Source organism: Paraburkholderia sp. BR13439, from assembly GCF_040948805.1.
In the GTDB taxonomy this organism is placed as follows: domain Bacteria; phylum Pseudomonadota; class Gammaproteobacteria; order Burkholderiales; family Burkholderiaceae; genus Paraburkholderia; species Paraburkholderia youngii.
This window is the reverse complement of the sequence record NZ_JBFPKN010000027.1, coordinates 38443-58970: the sequence shown is the minus strand read 5'-3', so window position 1 is coordinate 58970 and position 20528 is coordinate 38443. Positions and strand designations below refer to the sequence as shown.

Below are 20528 nucleotides of genomic sequence, written 5' to 3'. Positions count from 1 at the left end.
GATAAGAAAGGAAAAGCATGACGAACGACGAAGTGGCGAACCCCCGCACGCAACGGCGCCGGCTCGGAGGATGGCTGCCGCGCGACGAAGCGCATCTCGCGCGCTACCGGACCGCGCTGGCCGCGAAAGCGCGCGAACGTGCGCGCACGGCGCCACGCACGCGTGCCGTCGCGGAACTAGCGGCGCTGATCGAAGGCGATCCGGTGCTGCGCATGGATATGACGCGGGCCATCATGCAGGCACAGCAAGCAGGCTACGTGCTCGGCTATGCAACGATCGACGAGCTGATGACGCTCGTCGATTACCTGATGACCTACGCGCCGCCGTTCAGCGAATCCGATCTGATTCATTGTCCGCTGAACGCGGTGCTCGACTGGCCGATGTGCATGCCGTCCGGCTATGCACTGTTTCGCGACCCGGCGCTCAACGCGCAGCTCAAGCACGTGCTGAATTGCTGGTGCGGCTTTCTGAGCGGTCCGCATTCACGCGAACATTTAAATACGTCGTCGCCCGACGGCTGGTTCAGCTCCGAGGCCGACAAACGGATCGGCCTCGCGCAATTCGCTTGCGATCCCGAGCAACCGTATTGGGGCTTTACGTCGTGGAACGATTTCTTCACGCGGCGCTTCCGTCCCGGCATGCGGCCGGTCGAGGAGCCGGACAACGACAAGCTGATCGTCAGCGCGTGCGAGGCGACGCCGTACAACGTGCAGCACGGCGTGAAGCTGCGCGACACGTTCTGGATCAAGTCACAGCCGTATTCGCTCGAAGACATGCTGAGCTCGCGCGAGCGCGAACTGGCGCGGCGCTTCGAGGGCGGCTCGGTGTATCAGGCCTTTCTGAGCGCGTTCAACTATCACCGCTGGCATGCGCCGGTCAGTGGCGTGATCTCGCGCGCGTACGCGGCGGACGGCAGTTACTATTCGACCGCCGATACCGAAGGCGAGGACCCGAGCGGGCTCAACGATTCGCAGGGCTACATCACGGCGCTCGCGGCGCGCGCGGTGATCGTGATCGAATGCGACGATGCGGCGGTGGGACAGGTGGCGTGCGTGTTCGTCGGCATGGCGGACGTGTCGTCGTGCATCATCGAGGCGTTGCCGGGTCAGCGCGTCCGAAAGGGCGATGAGTTGGGGTTTTTCCAGTACGGCGGATCGACTTGCTGCCTGGTGTTCGAGCCGGGCGTGATAGAGCGCTTCGTCGTCGAGCCGCCGTTCGGCGACAAGCAGCCGCCGATCAAGGTCAACGCGGCCGTTGCAAGGGCCGGGTCGCGCAACGCATCGCCGTCGCAAAGCAACGGCTAGACGCGCTGCGCGCAGCCGGGCGGCGGATTCAACTGCGCAGCCGCGCGAAAATGCTCAGCAAGTCTTCGAGAACCACCGGTTTTTTCAGGTGCGCGTCGAAGCCCGCATCTTCGGCTGCGCTGACGTCCGCCTGCTGCCCAAAGCCGGTGACCGCGATACAGATCACGGACTTCATCGCCGGCATGCCGCGCAGCTTGCCGATGAACTCCATACCGTCCATGCCCGGCATGCCGATGTCGGACAGGATGATATCGGGCGCGTTGCCGTTAATGATCGTCAGCGCTTCCTCACCGCTCGTCGCGGTGCGCACTTCGGCGCCCTCGCTTTCCAGCAGCAGCTTGAAGGTTTCGACGGTCGCGGCGTCGTCGTCGACCATCAGGATGCGCGTGCCTTTCAGCGGCTCGCCGGTGACTTCGATCCCCGCGCTCGTGCGGGTGGCGAGCCGGTGGGTAGGCAGCGTCACCGTGAACGTTGCACCGCGGCCGACGCCGTCCGACTCCGCGCGCACCGCGCCGCCGTGCAGGTTGACCAGATCGCGCACCAGCGCGAGGCCGATGCCGAGGCCCCCGCGGCGCGAGCCCGGATCGCGGCTCTGCTGGAACATCTCGAAGATATGCGGCAGCAGCGAGGCCTCGATGCCGATGCCGGTATCGCTGACGCGCAACACGGCCTCGGCGTGGTCATTGACCTGCAACGACACCTGGATCGACCCGCGCTGCGTGAACTTCAGCGCATTACTGATCAGATTCCACACGATCTGCTCGATACGCGTCAGATCAGCATGAATGATCACGGGCGCATCGGTCACCTCGACGCTCAGCGTGATGCCGCGCTGCGCGGCATCGTCCTGCACCGCGCTGCACACGCGCTGCACGATCTCGCGCATGTCGACCACGGTGCGCACGACGGACAGCTTGCCGGTGCGCACGCGCGAAATGTCGAGCAGGTCGTCGATGATTTGCGCCTGGCCGATTACGGTGCGCCGGATCGTATCGGTCGCGCGCGACACGTTCAGGTTCTGGCGCGTTTCCGGCGCGCGCGCGATCAGTTCGGCGCTCGCTGAAATCAGGTTGAGCGGATGCTTGAGCTCGTGCGACACGACTGCGAGAAATTCATCGCGGCGCCGCTGCGCTTCGCGCTCGCTCGCGGCGCGCAGCGTTTCGACGTGGGTGCCGCGTCCCGAGGTCGGGTCGCTCGCGAACTCGCCGAGATCGCGCGTGATCTTCGCAAAACCACTGATGCCCGGCTCGTCGAGACGGGACAGCACACCGCTCGCGAAAAAGCGCGTGCCGTCCTTGCGCAGATGCCAGCGCTCCTCTTCGGCGCGGCCGTTCAGACGCGCTTCGGCGAACTCGCGTTGCGCGACGTTGCCGGCGCGGTCTTCGTCGGTGTACAGGATGTCGGCGGACTGGCCGATCATTTCGGCTTCCGAATAGCCGAAAATCCGTTCCGCGCCCGCGTTCCAGCTATTGATCACGCCGTTTTCGTCGAACGTGATGATCGCGTAGTCCTTGGTGCCCTCGGCGACGATGCGCATGCGCCGCTCGCCTTCGCGCAGGCGGTCTTCCGCCTGACGCCGGCCGGTGATGTCGATAAACGACAGCACCGCGCCGTCGATGCGGTCTTCGGTGGTGCGGTAGGGCACGAAGCGCGCGAGATACCAGCGCCCGTCGTTGCTCTTCAGCTCGCGTTCGATCAGGCGCAGCGAGTCGAATGCTTCGGCCGCGTCGTCGGCGAGCTTGTCGTATTCGAGGCGGTGGGTGATGTCGAGCAGCGAGCGCCCGATATCCGACGGAATGATGCTGAAGACGTCGGTGGCGCGCGGCGTATAGCGCTTGATGCAAATGTTGCGGTCGACGAAGATCGTGCCGATGTCGTTCGCGGCGATCAGGTTGTGCAGGTCGTCGTTGATCTTGCCGGTTTCCTCGACCTTCGACTTCAGCTCCGCGTTGACCGTGGTCAGCTCCTCGTTGATCGATTGCAGCTCTTCCTTGCTGGTTTCGAGCTCCTCGGTCGCCGAGCGCAGTTCCTCGTTGATCGCCTGCAATTCCTCGTTCGACGCCTTCAACTCCTCGGTCGAGGTCTCAGACTGCTCGATGGTGGACTGCAATTGCTCCTTCGTGCGTTGCAGCTCACGTTCGAGCTGGCTGATGATCGGGTCTTTCTGCACGTCGACCGACGCCGTTTCGGCGTTGGCCATGCTGTCTTCGACCTCGTCGAACAGCACCAGCACGAAGTCCGCGTTCGCTTCCGGGTCGTGCACCGGCCGCGCGGTCATGTTGAGGAAGTACGAACGGCCGTCGCGTTCGATGTGCACGCGGCGCGCTTCGACGCTGCGGTTCGTGTGCAAGGCCTGATAGATCGCGGTGCGCAGTTCGAGCCGCAGTTCGGGACGCACGACGGCCACGATGTTATGCGACGGCTCGCCGCCCGAATATTGCAGAAAGCGCCCTGCGCGGTCGGACAGATGCACGATTTCGGATTCGCGGCTCACCAGCACGCTGGGCGGCGCATATTGCTCGACGAGCCGTTGATGCAAATCGCCGAACGAAAAGCGCCGGCGCCCCGGCGGCTGCACCGTGGTGACGAGGGGGCGCGAACTCATCGTGCCCGAAATCGCGATCGGCACCGGCGTATCACCGCGCACGGCCATGTTCGCGCGATAGATGCGGTTGCGCTTGTCGACCACGGTGAACATCGAGCTCACGCTATCGGCCGACTCCGAACTGCCGAGGAACAGCACGCCGCCGGGCCGCAGCGCGAAGTGGAACATCTTCAGAATTTCGATCTGCGCTTCGCGGTCCAGATAGATCAGCAGATTGCGGCAGCAGATCATGTCGAGCCGCGAGAACGGCGGGTCGCTGAGCACGTTGTGGTGCGCGAACAGCATGTGTTCGCGCAGTTCCTTCTTGATCCGGTAGTGGGCGGCGTCTTTCGTGAAGAACTGGCGGATGCGCGCCGGCGTCAGGTCGGCCGAGACCGAGTCCGGGTACAGGCCCACGCGCGCGAACGCAATGGCGCGCTCGTCGATGTCGGTCGCGAATACCTGGAACGACACGCCCTCGGGCGACTTCAGCGAGCGCTCCTGCAGCAGCATCGCCAGCGAATACGCCTCCTCGCCGGTCGCGCAGCCCACCGACCAGACGCGGATGCGGTCCTGTTCGCCACGGTTTTCGAAGAGGGGGGGCAATACCTCGCGCTCGAGCACGTCGAACGCTTCCTTGTCGCGGAAGAAGTTGGTGACGCTGATCAGCATGTCCTGCAGCAGCGCCTGAGTTTCTTCAGGGTGCAGATGCAGATAATCGCGATACGCCTGCAGATCCGTAATGCCGTTGACCTGCAGCCGGCGTTCGATGCGGCGCAGAACCGTAGCCCGTTTGTAATGCCGGAAGTCGTGCGCGGTGCGGGTGCGCAGGATCACCATGATCTCGCGCAGCGCGCGCTCGGCCGACTCGTTGACCGTGTCTTCCTCGGGCTCGTCCGGCTGCACGGCCGGCAGATGGATTTCCCGCGCGGTGGACCACAGATCGAGCAGCCGCTGCGGCATCTCGGCCGCGGTCATCACGAAGTCGGCCATGCCGGTCGCGATCGCGCTGCGCGGCATGCTGTCGTATTCCGCTTCGGAAGGGTCCTGCACGAGCGTGATGCCGCCCATTTCCTTGATGCGCGACAGGCCGACCGAGCCGTCCGAGCCCGCACCCGACATCACGATGCCGATCGCGCGTTCGCGGTGCGCCTCGGCGAGCGTGCGGAAGAACAGATCGATGCTCGCGCGGCGTCCCTCTTCGGACTGCTTCTGCGTGACGCGCAGGTAGCCGTCGACCATGATCATCTCGAACGAGGGCGCGACCAGATAAACGTGGTCCGATTCGATTTGGGTGGGGCCCGTGACCTGCTGCACCGGCATGCTGGTGACCTTTTGCAGCAGCGAGGCCAGATTGCTTTCGTGGTCCGGCGACAGGTGCACGACCACGACGAAGGCCATCGACGTGTGCGCGGGCAGCGCCTCGAAGAATTCCGTCAGCGCATTAAGCCCTCCTGCCGATGCGCCGATACCGACGATCGGATAGAGTGCCTGGCTAGGCAGAGTTTGCCCTCGCTTCTTTGACATGGCTGCGTGTCCCTTCTTGGAAAAGGATAGTGTTCAGCGGTGGATTTTTATAGGGCGGCGAGCCCATTTCTTGCTCGGCCCGGATCGTTATTATCCCGCATTGCACTCATTTTTCCAGCAGCATGGACTGCAAGAGTTCGGCCGCGTGGCCCGCGCGCCGGGCATTGTCCTCCTCGCGTCGTTGCGCGGCGGTGTCCCCTATCGCCGCGAAGTGTTCGCCGAGCTCGCGGCTGAACATTTCGCGCTCGCGCAGCGCCCGCAGCGCATTGCGCAGAGACATCTCCGCATCGATCATGCGGCCGTCGTCGAGCGACGCGGCCGAATACGCATGGCCGGTATGGCAGCGGTAACGCATCACGCGCGAACCGATGATGCGCCACAGTGTGCCGTTGCATTCGGGGCATGTGAAAGTCGACGGCGTGGCCAGTCCCCGGATGGCGTCGAACGGCGCGGCGCCGGACAGCCACGCGCGCTGTTCGAGGACGACGCGGTCGGAGGCCTCGCGCTGCGCCGGCCCGATATTTACCGGCGGGTTGGAAATGCCGCCGGTCAGTTTTACCAGACATGGGCCCAGTTGCTGGAGCGGCAGCACGTGATCGGCGAAGGGTGTTGCATGCCGTGGCATCTCGCTCGCGAACGCGTCGTCGGGGTCCTGCACAACCGTCGTGCCGCCGCACGCCTGGATCGCTTCGAGGCCCGCGGCGCCATCGTCGAGCAGGCCGGTCAGGATCACGCCGATCGCGCGCGGTCCCATCTGCGCGGCCGCGCTGCGAAACAGCGGGTCGATCGCGGGGCGCGCGAAATTTTCCTTCGCGCCATGCAGGAGCCGCAACTGCCCATCGTCTACCACGAGGTGCCGATCGGGCGGCGCCACGTAAATTCTGCCGGGCGCGTAATGTTCGCCATCCTGCGCGTGCTTGGCGGGCAGCGGGCCGGCCTGGTTCAGAAGCGTGGGGAGCATGCTGCCGTGCGCGCCGATGTGCAGCACGACGGCGATGCTGGCGGGCATATCGACGGGAAGCTGCGAGGCAAGCGCGCGCAGCGCGTCGACACCTCCCGAGGACGTACCGATTACGATGAAATCACGGTGGGTCAAGTGGACTCCGGGACGTGGAAGCAGGACGGGAAAGCGGGCCTTTCGTGTCAGTCAGTAATGAGCAAGCGATATGCCGTCCGGGCATTTTTATTGCGCCGTCGTCGGTGAAAGCGTCCTTGCGCCGGCACCGGTTTTCAGCCTGCACCACAAGACGGCCAAGCTGGCCGAAAGCGCCGCGCGCCACGCACAGGCATATGATGAATGTGTAAGGACAGGCGTGCCGGACATGGCCGGCACGATATGACGTTCCTGCGCAAGCTCACACTCATGGCGACTCCGATTCAAGCTTCCGCGCCAGCGGAAAGCTGCCGCGTCGTCGGCATTGGCGCATCCGCCGGCGGCATCGAAGCGATGCATTGCCTGCTTCAGGCCTTGCCCGCCGAACCTGCGCTTGCGCTCGTCGTCGTGCAACACCAGCTGCCGGGTGGATCGAACGAGCTCGTGAATCTGGTCAGCAAGTGGACGTTGCTGCCGGTCCGTGCCGCGAACAACGGCGAGCGTCCCGAGCCGAATCACGTCTACGTCGCGGGTTCCGACGACGTGCTGACCCTCGAAGGCGGGCTCTTTCGCACGCGGCCGGTCGACGGCGGCAGCCGCCGTCCCGGCATCGACACCATCGACGCATTCCTCGAAAGTCTCGCGCAAGATCGCGGCTCGCACGCGCTCGCAGCGATCCTGTGCGGCACAGGCACCGATGGCGCGGCCGGCGCGATCTGCGTGAAGCGGGCCGGCGGCGTGGTGCTCGTACAGGACCCGGTCACCACGATGAACGACAGCATGCCGAGAGCGGTGATTTCGCGCGGCGCCGCCGACTACATCCTCCCGGTCGGCGAGATCGCGAAACAGCTGCTGCGCTGTGCGTCACCCGCCTATGTGCGGCCGGCCAACGAAGTCGCGTGGACCGGCGAGATTACGCGAACGCTCGACGAGATCGTCGGGCTGATCCGCAAACAGGCGGGCTTCGATCTGGGTGGTTACAAAGCGACCCCGCTGCTGTGGCGCATCCAGCAGCGCATGGATTTGCGGCGTACCGAATCGTTCGGCGACTACGAGTCGCTGTTGCGCGACGACCCGGCTGAGCTCGAAGCGCTGATTCGCGGCATTCCGATTCACGTGACCGAGTTCTTCCGCGACGCGCCCGCCTGGGACGTGCTGCGGCACGAGGTCATAGAGCCGATGCTGAGCGAGCGCCGCGCGAGCGATGTCGTACGGGCCTGGACACCGGCTTGCGCGACCGGCGAAGAAGCGTATTCGGTCGCGATGCTTCTGCACGAGCATGCGGAAAAGACTGGCCGTCCCATCGATTTCCAGGTGTTCGCGACCGATGCGTCGCCGGAGATCGTCGCGCGCGCGAGCCGCGGCGCGTTTTCGAGCGACGCGCTGAAGAACGTCTCTTCGGGACGCCAGCAGAAGTTCTTCTATTCCACCGACGGCAACTGGCGCGTCAAACGCCACCTGCGCGAAAAGATGGTGTTCGCGCCGCAGGACCTGCTGCTCGATCCGCCGTTCAGGAACCTGGATCTGGTCACTTGTCGCAACCTGCTGATTTATCTCGACCCCGAAGCGGTCAAGCGCGTCGTATTCCTGCTGCACAACTCGCTGAAGGTGGGCGGCTATCTGTTCCTCGGCAAGGGCGAACCGCTGTTGTCGCGGCAAGGCGGTTTCAACGTCGTGTCGAGCCGTTGGCATATTTACCGCAAGACCGGCCCCGCGAGCGACGTCGAGGTCCGCTTCCCGTTGCGTGTCGCGACAAGCTTGCGCGCGAGCGCCGTGCCTTTCATCGGTCATTCGAGCGCACTTGCGCAGCGGGATTTCCCGTCGGTGCTGATCGACGACGAGTTTCGCGTGCTGCGTGTGTATGGCGACACGGAAAAATACCTGCGCGTCCCGGCCGGCCAACCCACCGACAACCTGCTCGAACTGACGCAGCGCGAACTGGCGTCGAGCCTGAAGGCGGCCGCGAAGATAGCGCTCGAAGACGGTCAGCCGACGATCGTCAACGGCCTGCGTGAAGAAGGGAACGTCACGCACGCGTTCCAGATCCGGCTCACACCGATTCGAAGCGCGCAAAACGGCGCCGCGCCGCGGCTGCTCGCATCGTTCATTTCCCGCGCGCGCGAGATTCGGCCCGGCGCCACCGAACCCGTTGCGCTGCCGAGCCAAGCTGCGGACGTCGCAGCTTCGAGCGAGTGGAGCGAAGCGATCCGCGTCTCGCGCGAGGAACTGGAGGCGTCGCGCGAAGAGTTGCAGGTGCTAAACGAGGAACTGAAAGCCGCGAACGAGCAACTCAATCTCGTCAACGACGACCTGAACCAGGCCAATGCGCGGCTCACCGGCAAGATTGCGGAGCTGGAGATGCAGAGCGGCGTACTGAGCGCCGGTGCGGTGATGGCGATGTTTCTCGATCAGGCGCTGCGCGTGCGCTGGTTCACGCCTTCGATCGGCGAGATATTTCCGCTGAAAACGGGCGACGTCGGACGCGGCATCGCCGATATTTCGCCGAAGGTCGACGACGTGAATTTCCTGCGCGACGTGCTCGCGGTGATGCAGAGCGGGACACCGCGCGAAGCCGAGGTGCGAAACGACAGAGGGGGATGGTTCCTGCGGCGCATTCGCCCGTTTCTGTCGCAGACCGGCACGAGCGGCGTGGCCGTCACGGTCACCGACATCTCGGACCTGAAGCACGCGGAAAGAGTGCTGCGCGAAAGCGCGATGCACGATTTCATGGTGCGCTTCGCCAACGCGCTGCGCGGGCTGTCCGGATACCGCAATACCCGATCGACGGCGATCCGGATGCTGCGTCAGCAGTTCGGCGCCGCGCGCGTCAACTACTCGGAAGCGCGTGGCCCCGACGAACTGGAAATCGTCGCGACCGACGCGCTCGCGGGCACGGCCGATATGCTGGGCCGCCGCTGCGCGATCAACGACGCCGGGCCTGCGCTCACCGCCGCGCTGTTCACCGGCCGCAGCGGCTGGAGCAACGACGTGATGGCCGATCCCGCCGCTAGCGCGGCCGAGCGGCGCGCGTGCCACGCACTCGGCATCGGCGCGTGGGCCAACATGCCGTTCGTGCAGTCGGGCCGCGTGCTCGGCGCGCTGACGATGCACTTCGACACCGCGCACGCGTGGGCACCCGACGAACTGATGTTTCTCGAACTGATGGCCGAGCGCACGTGGGCCGCGGTCGGACGTGCGCGGGCCGAGGAAGACCTGCGCGCGCGCAACGAGGAACTCGAGCGGTTCAACAAGGCGGCGATCGGCCGCGAACTGCGCATGATCGATCTGAAGAACGAGGTGAACGAGTTGCGCCGGCAACTCGGTCAATCGCGTCGCTATGCGACGGAGTCCGACGATCATGACGATCGTACCAAGGCGCCCGATCGCAACTGAACGGCGATTACACCGGCGCCGGCTGACTGCCCGTCGCGCGCGGATGGTCTCGTGTGTCGCGTGCGAGCAGTGCGTCGTAGATCGTCAGGTAGTCGTCGGTCATGCGCGCGGCCGTGAAGCGGCGCTCGAATGCGTGGCGGCACGCGTCGCGCCCGATGCCGTCGATGCGCGCAACGGCTTGCACGGCCGCGTCCACGTTGTCGACGATCAGGCCGCTCACGCCGTCTTCGATCAACTCCGGCACCGCGCCGCGGCGAAACGCGATCACCGGCGTACCGCATGCCATCGCCTCGATCATCACCATGCCGAACGGCTCGTCCCATTCGATCGGCAGCAGCAACGCGCATGCGTTCTCGATCAACCGCCGGCGCGCGAGGCCGCCGACTTCGCCGTGGTATTCGGTGAACGTGGTCGAGCGCCGCAACAGCGGATCGATGCGCTCGCGGAAATAGTCGCGCTCGCCGGGATGGATCTTCGCGGCGATCTTCAACGGCAAGCCGCTGCGCCGGGCGATTTCGATCGCGAGATCGGGACGTTTCTCCGGCATCATGCGGCCGAGGAAAAGCAGGTAGGAACCGGCTATCGGCTGAAACGAGAATTCGTCGAGCGGCAGGCCGTGATGGACCGTGCCCTGCCAGTTCGCCCACGGCACCGGCCGGCGCTGACTCGCGGAGATCGACACCACCGGCACGCGGGCGAATTCGCGAAACAGCGGGCCATGATCGTGCAGCAGCAGACGGCCGTGCAGCGTCGTCAGCGTACGGCACGGCAAGCGCTCGGCCCACGCGAAATGCAACGGCTCGCCGTGAAAATGAACGACGTCGAATTGATCCGCGTCGCGAATCACGCGCGCGAATTGCCGGACGTGATGCGTTTGCGTGTCCCACACGTTCGTGTCGCGCCAAAGACCGCGCGGGCAGATCGGCACGAGCCGCGCGGCGGTCGTCGAATCGGCGCTCGCATAGAGCGTCACGTCGTGGCCGCGGGCGACCAGTTCTTCAGTCAGATACGACACGACGCGTTCGGTCGCGCCGTATGCGAAGGGCGGCACGCTTTCGTAAAGCGGAGCGATCTGGGCGATTCTCATCGGGCGTTGAAAAGAGAGGAGGGAGGTTGGCGCCCAACACGCCGCGCCGGACCACCAGCAGCAATCGACGTACCGCCACGCGACCGGTGACGCGGTACGGCGTTTGCTCGATGCGGGCACTTGACTGATCAAAGGAGCTGCCATGAACGACCGCGCAACGCAATCCGCTTCTGACGACACAAAGCCCACCGCTGCACGCGAAACCGCCAGCGCACCCGACGCGCTCGCGCTGCTCGAAGCCGATCACCGCGCCGTCGAAAAGCTGTTCGATGCGTTCGGCAAGTCGCGCGGTGACGAGCGCGACACGCTCGAAGCCAAAGCCGCGCTGGCGCAGCGTGCGTGCGAAGAGCTGACGATGCATACGATCATCGAGGAAGAGCTGTTGTATCCGGCCGCGCAGCAAGCACTAGCCGACGACGGCAAGCTCGATGTCGATGAAGCCTACGTCGAGCATTTTCTGGTGAAGACGCTAATCGCGAAGTTCACGACGCTGAAGCCGGGCGACAAAGGCTTCGACGCGACGTTCAAGGTCATGGCCGAACTGGTGCGGCATCACGTCGAGGAAGAGGAAGGCGAGCTCTTTCAGGCCTTGCGGCGCACCGGCTGCGATCTCGCGGGCCTCGGTAAAAAGATCGCGGCGCGCAAGGAAACGCTGCAAGCGCGGCTGGATCAGGCGGGCAGCCGTGCGGTTGGCGACAGGACCTGATTGGAACCTTAGAGCGTCGCTGCGACAGTCCCGTTCATAAGTCGACGCTTACGGACGAACGCACCCGTTTGCATGTCCATTAACATCGATTTCAGGAGGGCATAACAGGATCGCCTGATGCAGGCAGGGAGAGCCATGTCAAGGAGAAAGCTGAAACTCACGCAGTATCCGGCGGCAGCGATCGCCTCGCGCGACGACTTTTCGATTTACGTCACTGCACGACGCAGCGCCGATGGACGATTCTATGCCGATCTGCTGGTGAGCCGTAAAGTGGATGGCCGCCGTCTGTTCCCGTTCGATGGCGCGCCCGAAGTCGGTCCGTTCAACAGCATCGATGAAGCGCGGCTCGCCGCCGAGGAGTACGGCGCGCGGATCGTCGCGGCCGACCTTGCCTGTCCCGAGGCGTAAGCGCGCGGCCTGGGTAGCGCGCAGCGACCCGCCGCGGTGACGACGGCATCCCCATCAAACGCTTGTCCCGGTTCACGACCGGCACACGGTGGGGTTGTGTGGCAGCCGCTCTCTTGCTGACGTGGTGCCATCGACCCAACGCGCGCCGCGCGGAACAACCCTTGCTCGCCTTTCGCTCGCCGTCATCCGGACCCGGCGCGCGCGGCGCCGTGCCGCGGCATCGCTCACGTTCACGGAGAAACACATATGGACAAGGAACTCGAAGCCCGCATCCGCACGCGGGCGTACCAGATCTGGGAAAACGATCCGTCGCCGGAAGGGAGAGCCGACGACCATTGGGAGGAAGCGCGCCGGCAGATCGAGGCGGAAGGCGCTGCCGCGCCGCAGGAGCCGACCGATCAGTCCGCCGATCGCGACCGCGGCTCGCGCATCGCGCCCGAACAGCAACTGCAGGAAACGCCGGGCGAGGACATCGAAGCGCCGAAGCGCGCCAAACGCCCGCGCGCCGGATAAGCGGGCGCCGCGCTCTACACCGACGCCGACGATCGCGTCGGCGCCACCGGCAGCGCGCGTTTGTGGCGCGTCGCCATGTAAAAGCGGCGAATCGTCGTCAATACTTCGTCGCTGACCGGCTTGCCTTCGAGGAAGTCGTCGATGTCCTGGTAGCCGATGCCGTAGCTGTCTTCGTCCGGCTTCTGCGGCGTCAGCGATTCGAGGTCCGCCGTCGGCACCTTGTCGACGAGCCGCTCCGATGCCCCGAGCGCATGCGCGAGTGCGCGCACGCGGCGCTTCGTCAGACCCGCCAGCGGCAGGATATCGGCGCCGCCGTCGCCGAACTTCGTGAAGAAGCCCATCAGCGATTCGGCCGCATGGTCGGTGCCGATCACCACGCCGACCCGCGCGCCCGCAATCGCGTATTGCGCGATCATGCGTTGCCGCGCCTTGATGTTGCCGAGCACGAAGTCTTCGTGAAAGTCGTCGACGTACTGCACGTTGCCTCGCTTGAGCGAAGACAGCATCGCGTCGGCGGGCTCCTTGATGTTGACCGTCAGCGTTTCGTCGGGGCAGATGAACGCGAGGGCGGCCGCTGCGTCTTCTTCGTCGCGTTGGCTGCCGTACGGTAGACGCACCGCGACGAAGTGCGCTTCATAGCCGGTGGCACGCAGACGTTCGACGGCAAGCTGCGCGAGGCGTCCGGCAGTCGACGAATCGACGCCGCCGCTGATGCCAAGCACATAGGTGTGCAAGCCTTGCGACGCCAGGTAGTCGCTGAGGAACGCGACACGCCGCTCGTGCTCGCGGGCCACGTCGAAATCGCGCTCGACGCCGAGTTCGTCGATCACTGCCTGCTGCCACGCGTCGGTGTCGAAGGAAGGATGCAGATTCATCGTTCGGCCTCTCTTCAGTGGTCCCGCTCGATGCGCGGAAGTTGATCGAAGTAATGCTCGACGCGCGACAATGCATACAGCGCGGCGGCCGAACGCACGTCGTTGCGGTCGCCCGAAAAGCGCCGCGTCTCGGCGAACGTGACGAACTGATTGCCGGGCCGTCGGAACGACCATGCGAAGCATTGCGTGCCCGGTGGCGGGCCGTCAGCGGAGCCGCCATCGGCAAGCCCCGTGTTCGATACCGCGATGTCAGCGCAGCAGCCTTCCTGACGCAGCGCACCCTCGGCCATTTCGCGCGCGACCGCTTCGCTGGTGAGCCCGTATTGCTTCATCGTGCTTTCCCGCACACCGAGAAAGCCTGCTTTGCCCGATGGCGAGTAGCTGACGAAGCCGACATCGAGACACGCGCCGCTACCCGGCACGCTAGCCAGATACGACGCGATCTGGCCGCCGGTGCAGGATTCGGCGGTCGCGAGCGTCAGACCTCGCGAGCTGAGGAAGGACACGACCTGGATGGGAACGTTCATGATTTTCGCCCTTGTTGTGCGACGGATTCGGACCGGCGTTTTGTTCGTGCAAAAGCTCAGCAAGGATCGGTCCGCGCGCGCTTCACGTTTCGCGCATCGCCATCGGTTCAAGCCGGCGGTATGCTCATTGCTGAAGCGTGGAAGAGCAGCGAACTCGCGCGCGGCCCCGTCGCGATGCGTGGCGCGCGCAGCGCTGCGCATTCGCGAGGAGGCGGCGATGGGCGATTTCGACGAAGCGCGCGCATGGATGGTCGAGCGGCAAATCGTGCAACGCGGCGTGCGCGACGACTTCGTGATCGAGGCGATGCGGCGCGTGCCACGCGAAGCGTTCGTGCCGTCCGATCTGCGCGACTTCGCGTATGACGATACGCCGCTGCCGATCGGCGGCGAACAGTCGATCTCGCAGCCGTACATCGTCGCGAAGATGCTTGCGGCCGCCGAATTGCAGCCCGGCGACCGTGTACTCGACATCGGTACGGGCTCGGGCTACGCGGCCGCGATTGCCGCGGAGATCGCGGGCCGGGTGGATTCGATCGAACGCGACGCGAGCCTCGCCGAGGGCGCGCGCGAGCGCTTGCAGCGGCTCGGCTACCAAAATGTCGAAGTGCATGTCGGTGACGGCACCGCGGGTCTTGCCGCGCATGCGCCATATGACGCGATCATCGCGGCGGCGGGCGGGCCGCGTGTGCCGCAGGCGCTGCGCGTGCAGCTTGCGGTCGGCGGACGGCTCGTGATGCCGGTCGGCAGCAGTCCGAGCCGTCAGCGGCTCGTGAAGATCGTGCGGCGCGACGAGCACGATTACGACGAACATGCATTCGCCGACGTGCGCTTCGTGCCGCTCGTCGGTGACGACGGCTGGCCGGTACCGGGCGGCGTGCCGCATGAGGATTCGCGGCCCACGCCTGAGCCGGCCGCGCCTGAGCCGGCCGTGCCTGAGCCGGCCGCGCCTAAGCCGGCCGCGCTCGAACTCGCGCTTCGCGACGCGGCCGAACCGTTACCCGACATCGATTCCGCGGAATTCGCGGCGTTTTTCGACCGCTTCGCCGGGCGGCGCGTCGTGCTGCTCGGCGAGGCCAGTCACGGCACGTCGGAGTTCTATCGCGCGCGGGCGGCGATCACGCGACGCCTCGTCGAGCGGCACGGCTTTTCGATGATCGCGGTCGAGGCCGACTGGCCCGATGCCGCGATCATCGACCGGCATGTGCGCGACCGGCCGATGCCCGGCGAACGGTCTCGACCGTTTCGCCGCTTTCCGACCTGGATGTGGCGCAACACCGATTTCATGAGCTTCGTCGCGTGGCTGCGCTCGCACAATGCCCTGCACCGAGACAGCGAGACGCGCTTTTACGGGCTCGACATCTACAGCCTGTCCGAATCGATCGACGCGGTGCTGCGCTATCTGGACAGCGTCGACCCGGCCGCGGCGCGCATCGCGCGCGGGCGTTATGGGTGCCTCAGTCCGTGGCAGAAAGATCCCGCCGTGTATGGGCGCGCCGCGTTGAGCGGCGGCTACGCGCAGTGCGAAGAGAACGTGGTCGCCCAGCTCGGCGATCTGCTGAAAAGCCGGCTCGACTATGCACGGGAAGACGGCGAACGCTTCCTCGACGCGGCGCAGAATGCGCGGCTCGTGGCTGTCGCCGAGCACTACTATCGCGCGATGTATTACGGCGGACCGCAAAGCTGGAATCTGCGCGACACGCATATGTTCGACACGCTGCGTCATGCGCTCGACAGTCACGGGCCGCAGGCGCGTGTGGTCGTGTGGGCGCATAACTCGCATATCGGCGACGCGAGCGCCACGCAGATGGGCCGCGTGCAGGACGAGATCAATTTGGGCCAGCTGTGCCGCGCGCAGTTCGGCGACGCGGCGGCGCTGATCGGCTTCGGCACGCACAGCGGCACGGTCGCCGCGGCCAGCGACTGGGACGGACCGATGGAAGTGAAGACCGTGCGGCCATCGCTCGATGGGAGCGTCGAATTCAGCATGCACGCCACTGGCCTCGCACGCTTTCTGCTCGACCTGCGGCCCGGCGTGCACGACGCGCTGCGCGAACGGCTGCGCGCGTCGCTGCTGGAGCGCTTCATCGGCGTGATTTATCGTCCGGAGACCGAGCGGTATAGCCACTACGCGGAAGCGTCGCTGGCCGATCAGTTCGATGCGTTCGTGTGGTTCGATCGCACCAGCGCGGTGACCACGCTGCCCGTTTCCGCCGACGAGAACTACCACGCGGCGGAGACTTTTCCATTCGGTGTGTGAGCGAGGAACGCGGCTTGCAACGGAGCGGACAGTGCATATCCAGCTTGTCCAAACCGGGGAGCCGCTCATGAACAAGGGTGTACAGCGCTTGACCATTGCCGCGATGTTCAGTGTTGCGAGTGACTTCGTCTGCGCGCAAGCCGTCGAATGGGCCGGGACTCAGCCGGCTGTGGCCGCGCCACCGTTGCTATTCGCGCAAGCCGGCAAAGACGCGGGCACCGAAGGCGGCGCGGGCACGGCAGCCCAGTCGGGCACGCCACCCGGCGAGTTGAGCCGCGACCAGACGAAACGCGAACAGGCGGGGCGCGCGAACCAGGCCGCGGCTCAGCACGGACAGCGCAGTCAGCAGGGCGCGAGCGCGCCCCACGGTGCCAGCCGCGCGCGCTAGCGGCGGCGCGGCCCGGTTGCCGTTGTCGCCGCTAGCGCCCGCGATTCCGCCATGAGAGACGAACCGGTCTGGTTCCTGCTGATCGGCGCACTGCTCACGTTCATGGCGGTCGCGCGCGGGCCGATCCGCCGCTTGCCGCTGACCGGCGCGATGATCTATCTGCTGGTCGGCGTGGCGGTCGGTCCGGCCGTGTCCGGGCTCGTCGGTGTCGATCTGCTCGCCAATACCGTGCTGCTCGCGACGCTCGCCGAAGTCGGGCTCGTCGTGTCGCTGTTTTCGATCGGCATGCATCTGCGCGTGCGGCTGCGCAATCCGTTGTGGTGGTTGCCTCTGCGGCTCGGCGGCCCCGCGATGATCGTCACCGTCGCGTTGATGTTCGGCTTCACCGCTTGGTTGACCGGACGCGCGGACGGCGCGGCGTTGTTCCTCGCGGCAGCGCTCGCGCCGACCGACCCGGTGCTCGCCAATGAGTTGCGCGTGACCCAGGCCGGCGACGACGAACCCGTGCGCTTCGCTTTGTCGGGTGAAGGCGGGCTCAACGACGGCGCCGCCTATCCGTTTGCGGTGCTGGGTCTGACGCTTGCCGGCGCGAGGCTGTTCGGCTCCGGCAGCGGCGTGTATTTCGCCGGCTCGGTGCTGTGGGGGATCGTCAGCGCGCTCGCGGTCGGCTGTGTATCCGCAATCGTGTTCGCGCGCGCGATCTTCTTGCTGCGCACCCGCTACGGCGAAGCGATCGGTCTCGACGGCTTTCTCGCGCTAGGGCTGATGGCGACGTCATACGGCGCGGCCCTGCTGGTGCACGCGTATGCGTTCGTGGCGGTATTCGTGGCGGGCGTCACCGTGCGTCACGAGGAATTGCGCTCGACCGGCGACAAGAACCCGTCCGAAGTGCTCGACGAGGTGCAGCACGGCGAAAGGGCCGATGTCGCGAAAGACCCGGAAAAGGCGCATGCGGTCCTCGCCGAATCGATGATGGGCTTTACGCGCGAAATCGAACGGCTCGCGGAGTTGTCGCTGATGCTGATCATCGGCTGCGTCGTGTCCGCGCATTGGCGCGAGATGCTCGACGTGCGCGCCGTGTTGCCCGCGGTGTTTCTGTTTTTCGTCGCACGGCCGCTGTCCGTCGTCGTCGCGATGATGGGTGCGCGCATCGACAGCAGCCAGCGGTATCTGATGGCATGGATGGGGATTCGCGGTGTCGGCGCGTTTTACTACCTGATGTTCGGCCTCGAATACGCGCGCGGTGCGATGACGCCTCTGCTGCCCGCAGTGCTCGATGCGATCGTGTTGTCGGTGCTGCTGCATGGCTCGACCGCGAACTATCTGCTGCGGCGGTATTTCGACCGGCGTCGCTGAATGAAGCGACGGGCGCGATGGCGTGCGCTAGTGGCCGCGCGCCGCTCCTTGTATCGCAATGTATCTGCGCGGCCCGCGGATACGTGCGCCTACCAAACCCGCTGATCCAGACACATGCGAGATACGTCGGCGCGGTCAAATACGTCCAACGCAAGTTCGAGCCCGGATTTGCAGATATCAACATCACTGGATCAACAGGAGTAAGCCACCATGACCCGCATCGAAAACGTGCTGTACACCGGCAAGACCCATACGACCGGCGGCCGCGAAGGCGCCGCGCGCAGCTCGGACGGCCGTCTCGACATCAAGCTGTCGTCGCCCGGCACCTCGGGAGTTGGAACGAACCCCGAGCAGTTGCTGGCCGCCGGCTGGTCGGCGTGTTACATCGGTGCGCTCGGTTTGGCGGCGCGCGCGCTGCACGTGTCTTTGCCCCCCGATACGAGCGTCGATGCGGAAATCGATCTCGGCACCACCGATGGCGCCTATTTCCTTCAGGCGCGTCTGTTCGTCAGTCTTCCCGGTGTCGAGCGGGACGTGGCGCACGCGTTGATCGAGCGCGCGCATTTGACCTGCCCGTATTCAAAGGCGTTGCGCGGCAACGTGGATGTGCAGACTACGCTCGTTTGAGGTTGGTCAGGGTAGTTTGTGGCGGGGCGGCGCCGAAGTATCGGGCGCGGCTCCGCCTTTCTGTTACGCCCCGCTTGCTACGCGGTGTCGGCTTGGAGCCGACGGCTACTCCGCAGGCGCTACGGACGCCCCGGCGATCCCATGCCGCGCGAGCGATTCCGCCACGAAGCCCGACGCTTTCACCTCTTCGACAAACGAACGCAGCGCCCGAGCCGCCGCTTCGCCGCGGCTTTTCGGTACACCCATCGCCTGCCGGATCACCATGAAGCGCTCGTCGAGCAGGCGCAGGCCGGCCGTTTGCTTCGCATCGGCTTCGTGTTGCTGCTTCACGCCTGCCGCCACTTCCAGCTGCTGCTCGATGAACGTCGGCACGACACTCGGTGAACTCGGCGCGCGGACGATCTGCGCGGCTTTCAGCTCGCGTGTGAGGAACAGATCGTACGCGCTGCCTTTGCCGACGACGACCCGGTTGTGCGCCTGATCCACATCCTGATTCGACCGCACCGGCGAGTCGTCGCGCACCAGATAGAAGCCTTCGATCAGTACATACGGCGCGGTGAATTCAATCGTTTCGCCGCGCAATGGATCGATCGCGAAGAAGCCGAAATCCGCGCGTTCCTCGCTGACGGCCTGCACCGATTTGGCGGCCGTATCGAATACCACCAGTTCCAGTTCGACGCCTAGTTTCGCGGCGAACGCGCGCGCGAGATCGATCGATACGCCGAACGGCTCGCCGGACCCGGCATGGCGATTGGCGAGGATCGGATTGCCGAGATTGATCGACGCGCGCAGCTTGCCCGTGGGCGTGAAGGCGGTGACGACGGAGGGATCGATAGTCATGGAGGTTCTCGTGGCGACCGCGTTCAGGGCGAAGGGCGGTCTCAGGGTTCAAGGAGTTCGCTGATGCGGGACAGCGCGTCGAGCGTATGCAGCAGATGCTGACGCATCGCTTGCGATGCTTCTTCGTTGCGCTCTTGCTCCAGCAGTTCGAGCAGATGCAAATGCTGCTTCGCGTGTTCGACATAGCGCTCGCGATGCTGCATCGAGCGATACGACAGCAGACGGCGCACGCGGTTCACGCGCCGGATCGTATCGATGAAAAAGCTGTTGCCCGAAGCCTCGACGAGCGACTCGTGAAAGCGCACGCCGCGATCGTGCAACTGGTCGGCGCTATCCGTTTCGATGCCGCCCGCGAGCAGATGCTTCTCCACCTCGCGACACCGCTCCAACACCTTGCGCTCGAGCCGGTAGCCAGGCTCGAGCAGTGCCGCCGGTTCGAGCGCGAGGCGCAGCCGGTACGACTTTAGCAGGCTGTCGGGCGTGGTCAGCATTGGCGAGAACTGCCAGCCATAGCCCGGTTTGCGTTCGGCCCATCCTTCCCGCGCGATGCGGCCGAGCACCGCGGTCAGTTGCGCGCTGGTCAGTCCGTAGCGGGTGCGGATCAGCTGCTCGGAGAATTCATCGGGCAATTCGTTTTTCAGGCGGTCGTCGGCGATCTGGAAATAGGCGCGCGTCACGACGTCGGTCTCGGCGAGGCGCAGTTCGTCGTCCACGTCCGCAAAAGATTCGGAGAGCGGCTTCGCGAGGAAGAAGCCGCGATTCTTTTCCCGCGTCAAGATGCCTTTCTCGTGCAGCAACGCGAGCGCTTCGTTCACGGGGGAACGTGAGACGCGCAGACGGTCGGCGAGCATCTGTGCGGGCAGGTGCGCGCCGGCGTCGAGTCCTTCGCTCTTGATGAGCTCGACAATCTGCTTGGCGATGGATCGATCGATCATTTGGTTTGCCTTCGGCCGCAACGTCAGCGAAGCGGCGGCGGATGGCACATCGATTGAAAACGGCTCTGGACGGGGTGGCCGGAGTGCCGATCTGCTTCCAGCGAAATC

General features: G+C 65.4%; 16 protein-coding genes. 9 read left to right on the top strand and 7 right to left on the bottom strand.

Annotated features, from left to right (window positions below; genetic code table 11):
- The first annotated feature begins 17 nt into the window (after window positions 1-17).
- Window positions 18-1304, top strand: a complete 1287-nt coding sequence (locus AB3X96_RS35770) for a phosphatidylserine decarboxylase family protein (protein WP_368593420.1) — start codon at window positions 18-20, stop codon at window positions 1302-1304.
- Window positions 1305-1332: 28 nt separating this feature from the next.
- On the opposite strand, the gene AB3X96_RS35765 is transcribed toward AB3X96_RS35770, so the two are convergent.
- Both AB3X96_RS35765 and AB3X96_RS35760 read right to left on the bottom strand, forming a co-directional pair.
- The gene (locus AB3X96_RS35765) at window positions 1333-5415 is read right to left on the bottom strand and encodes a CheR family methyltransferase (RefSeq protein WP_368593419.1); all 4083 of its coding nucleotides are present in this window, start codon (window positions 5413-5415) and stop codon (window positions 1333-1335) included.
- A 106-nt stretch (window positions 5416-5521) separates the two neighbouring features.
- Window positions 5522-6511: a chemotaxis protein CheB gene (locus AB3X96_RS35760; RefSeq protein WP_368593418.1), complete on the bottom strand. Its 990-nt coding sequence runs from the start codon at window positions 6509-6511 to the stop codon at window positions 5522-5524.
- A 267-nt stretch (window positions 6512-6778) separates the two neighbouring features.
- Here AB3X96_RS35760 and AB3X96_RS35755 point away from each other — a divergent pair, with 267 nt between their 5' ends.
- Window positions 6779-9901 carry a CheR family methyltransferase gene (locus tag AB3X96_RS35755; RefSeq protein ID WP_368593417.1) on the top strand — a complete coding sequence of 1041 codons (3123 nt, stop codon included), beginning with the start codon at window positions 6779-6781 and terminating at the stop codon, window positions 9899-9901.
- A gap of 7 nt (window positions 9902-9908) precedes the next feature.
- Here AB3X96_RS35755 and AB3X96_RS35750 read toward each other — a convergent pair whose 3' ends face one another.
- Window positions 9909-10988 carry a glycosyltransferase family 4 protein gene (locus AB3X96_RS35750; protein ID WP_368593416.1) on the bottom strand — a complete coding sequence of 360 codons (1080 nt, stop codon included), beginning with the start codon at window positions 10986-10988 and terminating at the stop codon, window positions 9909-9911.
- Window positions 10989-11130: 142 nt separating this feature from the next.
- Here AB3X96_RS35750 and AB3X96_RS35745 point away from each other — a divergent pair, with 142 nt between their 5' ends.
- From AB3X96_RS35745 to AB3X96_RS35735, 3 genes are all read left to right on the top strand, one after another.
- Window positions 11131-11694 (top strand): hemerythrin domain-containing protein, encoded by a 564-nt coding sequence (locus tag AB3X96_RS35745; protein ID WP_368593415.1) that lies wholly within the window; start codon window positions 11131-11133, stop codon window positions 11692-11694.
- Between the two features lie 135 nt (window positions 11695-11829).
- Window positions 11830-12102 (top strand): DUF6723 family protein, encoded by a 273-nt coding sequence (locus AB3X96_RS35740; RefSeq protein WP_368593414.1) that lies wholly within the window; start codon window positions 11830-11832, stop codon window positions 12100-12102.
- A gap of 246 nt (window positions 12103-12348) precedes the next feature.
- Entirely contained in the window at window positions 12349-12615 is a 267-nt protein-coding gene (locus tag AB3X96_RS35735; protein WP_176123634.1) for a DUF2934 domain-containing protein, read from the top strand.
- Between the two features lie 14 nt (window positions 12616-12629).
- Here the strand turns inward: AB3X96_RS35735 and nadE are convergent, their stop codons facing one another.
- Together nadE and AB3X96_RS35725 are read right to left on the bottom strand one after the other, a co-directional pair.
- On the bottom strand, window positions 12630-13490 hold the full coding sequence (nadE, locus tag AB3X96_RS35730) for an ammonia-dependent NAD(+) synthetase (protein WP_368593413.1): 861 nt from the start codon (window positions 13488-13490) through the stop codon (window positions 12630-12632).
- Between the two features lie 14 nt (window positions 13491-13504).
- Window positions 13505-14017: a CinA family protein gene (locus AB3X96_RS35725; RefSeq protein WP_368593412.1), complete on the bottom strand. Its 513-nt coding sequence runs from the start codon at window positions 14015-14017 to the stop codon at window positions 13505-13507.
- Between the two features lie 217 nt (window positions 14018-14234).
- Here AB3X96_RS35725 and AB3X96_RS35720 point away from each other — a divergent pair, with 217 nt between their 5' ends.
- From AB3X96_RS35720 to AB3X96_RS35705, 4 genes are all read left to right on the top strand, one after another.
- Window positions 14235-16274 (top strand): protein-L-isoaspartate(D-aspartate) O-methyltransferase, encoded by a 2040-nt coding sequence (locus tag AB3X96_RS35720; RefSeq protein WP_368593411.1) that lies wholly within the window; start codon window positions 14235-14237, stop codon window positions 16272-16274.
- 67 nt (window positions 16275-16341) lie between these two features.
- Entirely contained in the window at window positions 16342-16662 is a 321-nt protein-coding gene (locus AB3X96_RS35715) for a hypothetical protein (protein ID WP_368593410.1), read from the top strand.
- A 51-nt stretch (window positions 16663-16713) separates the two neighbouring features.
- Window positions 16714-18018 (top strand): cation:proton antiporter, encoded by a 1305-nt coding sequence (locus tag AB3X96_RS35710; protein ID WP_368593409.1) that lies wholly within the window; start codon window positions 16714-16716, stop codon window positions 18016-18018.
- A gap of 210 nt (window positions 18019-18228) precedes the next feature.
- On the top strand, window positions 18229-18645 hold the full coding sequence (locus AB3X96_RS35705) for an organic hydroperoxide resistance protein (RefSeq protein ID WP_176380553.1): 417 nt from the start codon (window positions 18229-18231) through the stop codon (window positions 18643-18645).
- A gap of 105 nt (window positions 18646-18750) precedes the next feature.
- Here the strand turns inward: AB3X96_RS35705 and AB3X96_RS35700 are convergent, their stop codons facing one another.
- A complete protein-coding gene (locus AB3X96_RS35700) occupies window positions 18751-19485 on the bottom strand; it encodes an ABC transporter substrate-binding protein (protein ID WP_368593408.1) in 735 nt (244 codons plus the stop codon).
- Window positions 19486-19526: 41 nt separating this feature from the next.
- Window positions 19527-20420: a GntR family transcriptional regulator gene (locus tag AB3X96_RS35695; protein WP_368593407.1), complete on the bottom strand. Its 894-nt coding sequence runs from the start codon at window positions 20418-20420 to the stop codon at window positions 19527-19529.
- Between the last annotated feature and the right edge of the window lie 108 nt (window positions 20421-20528).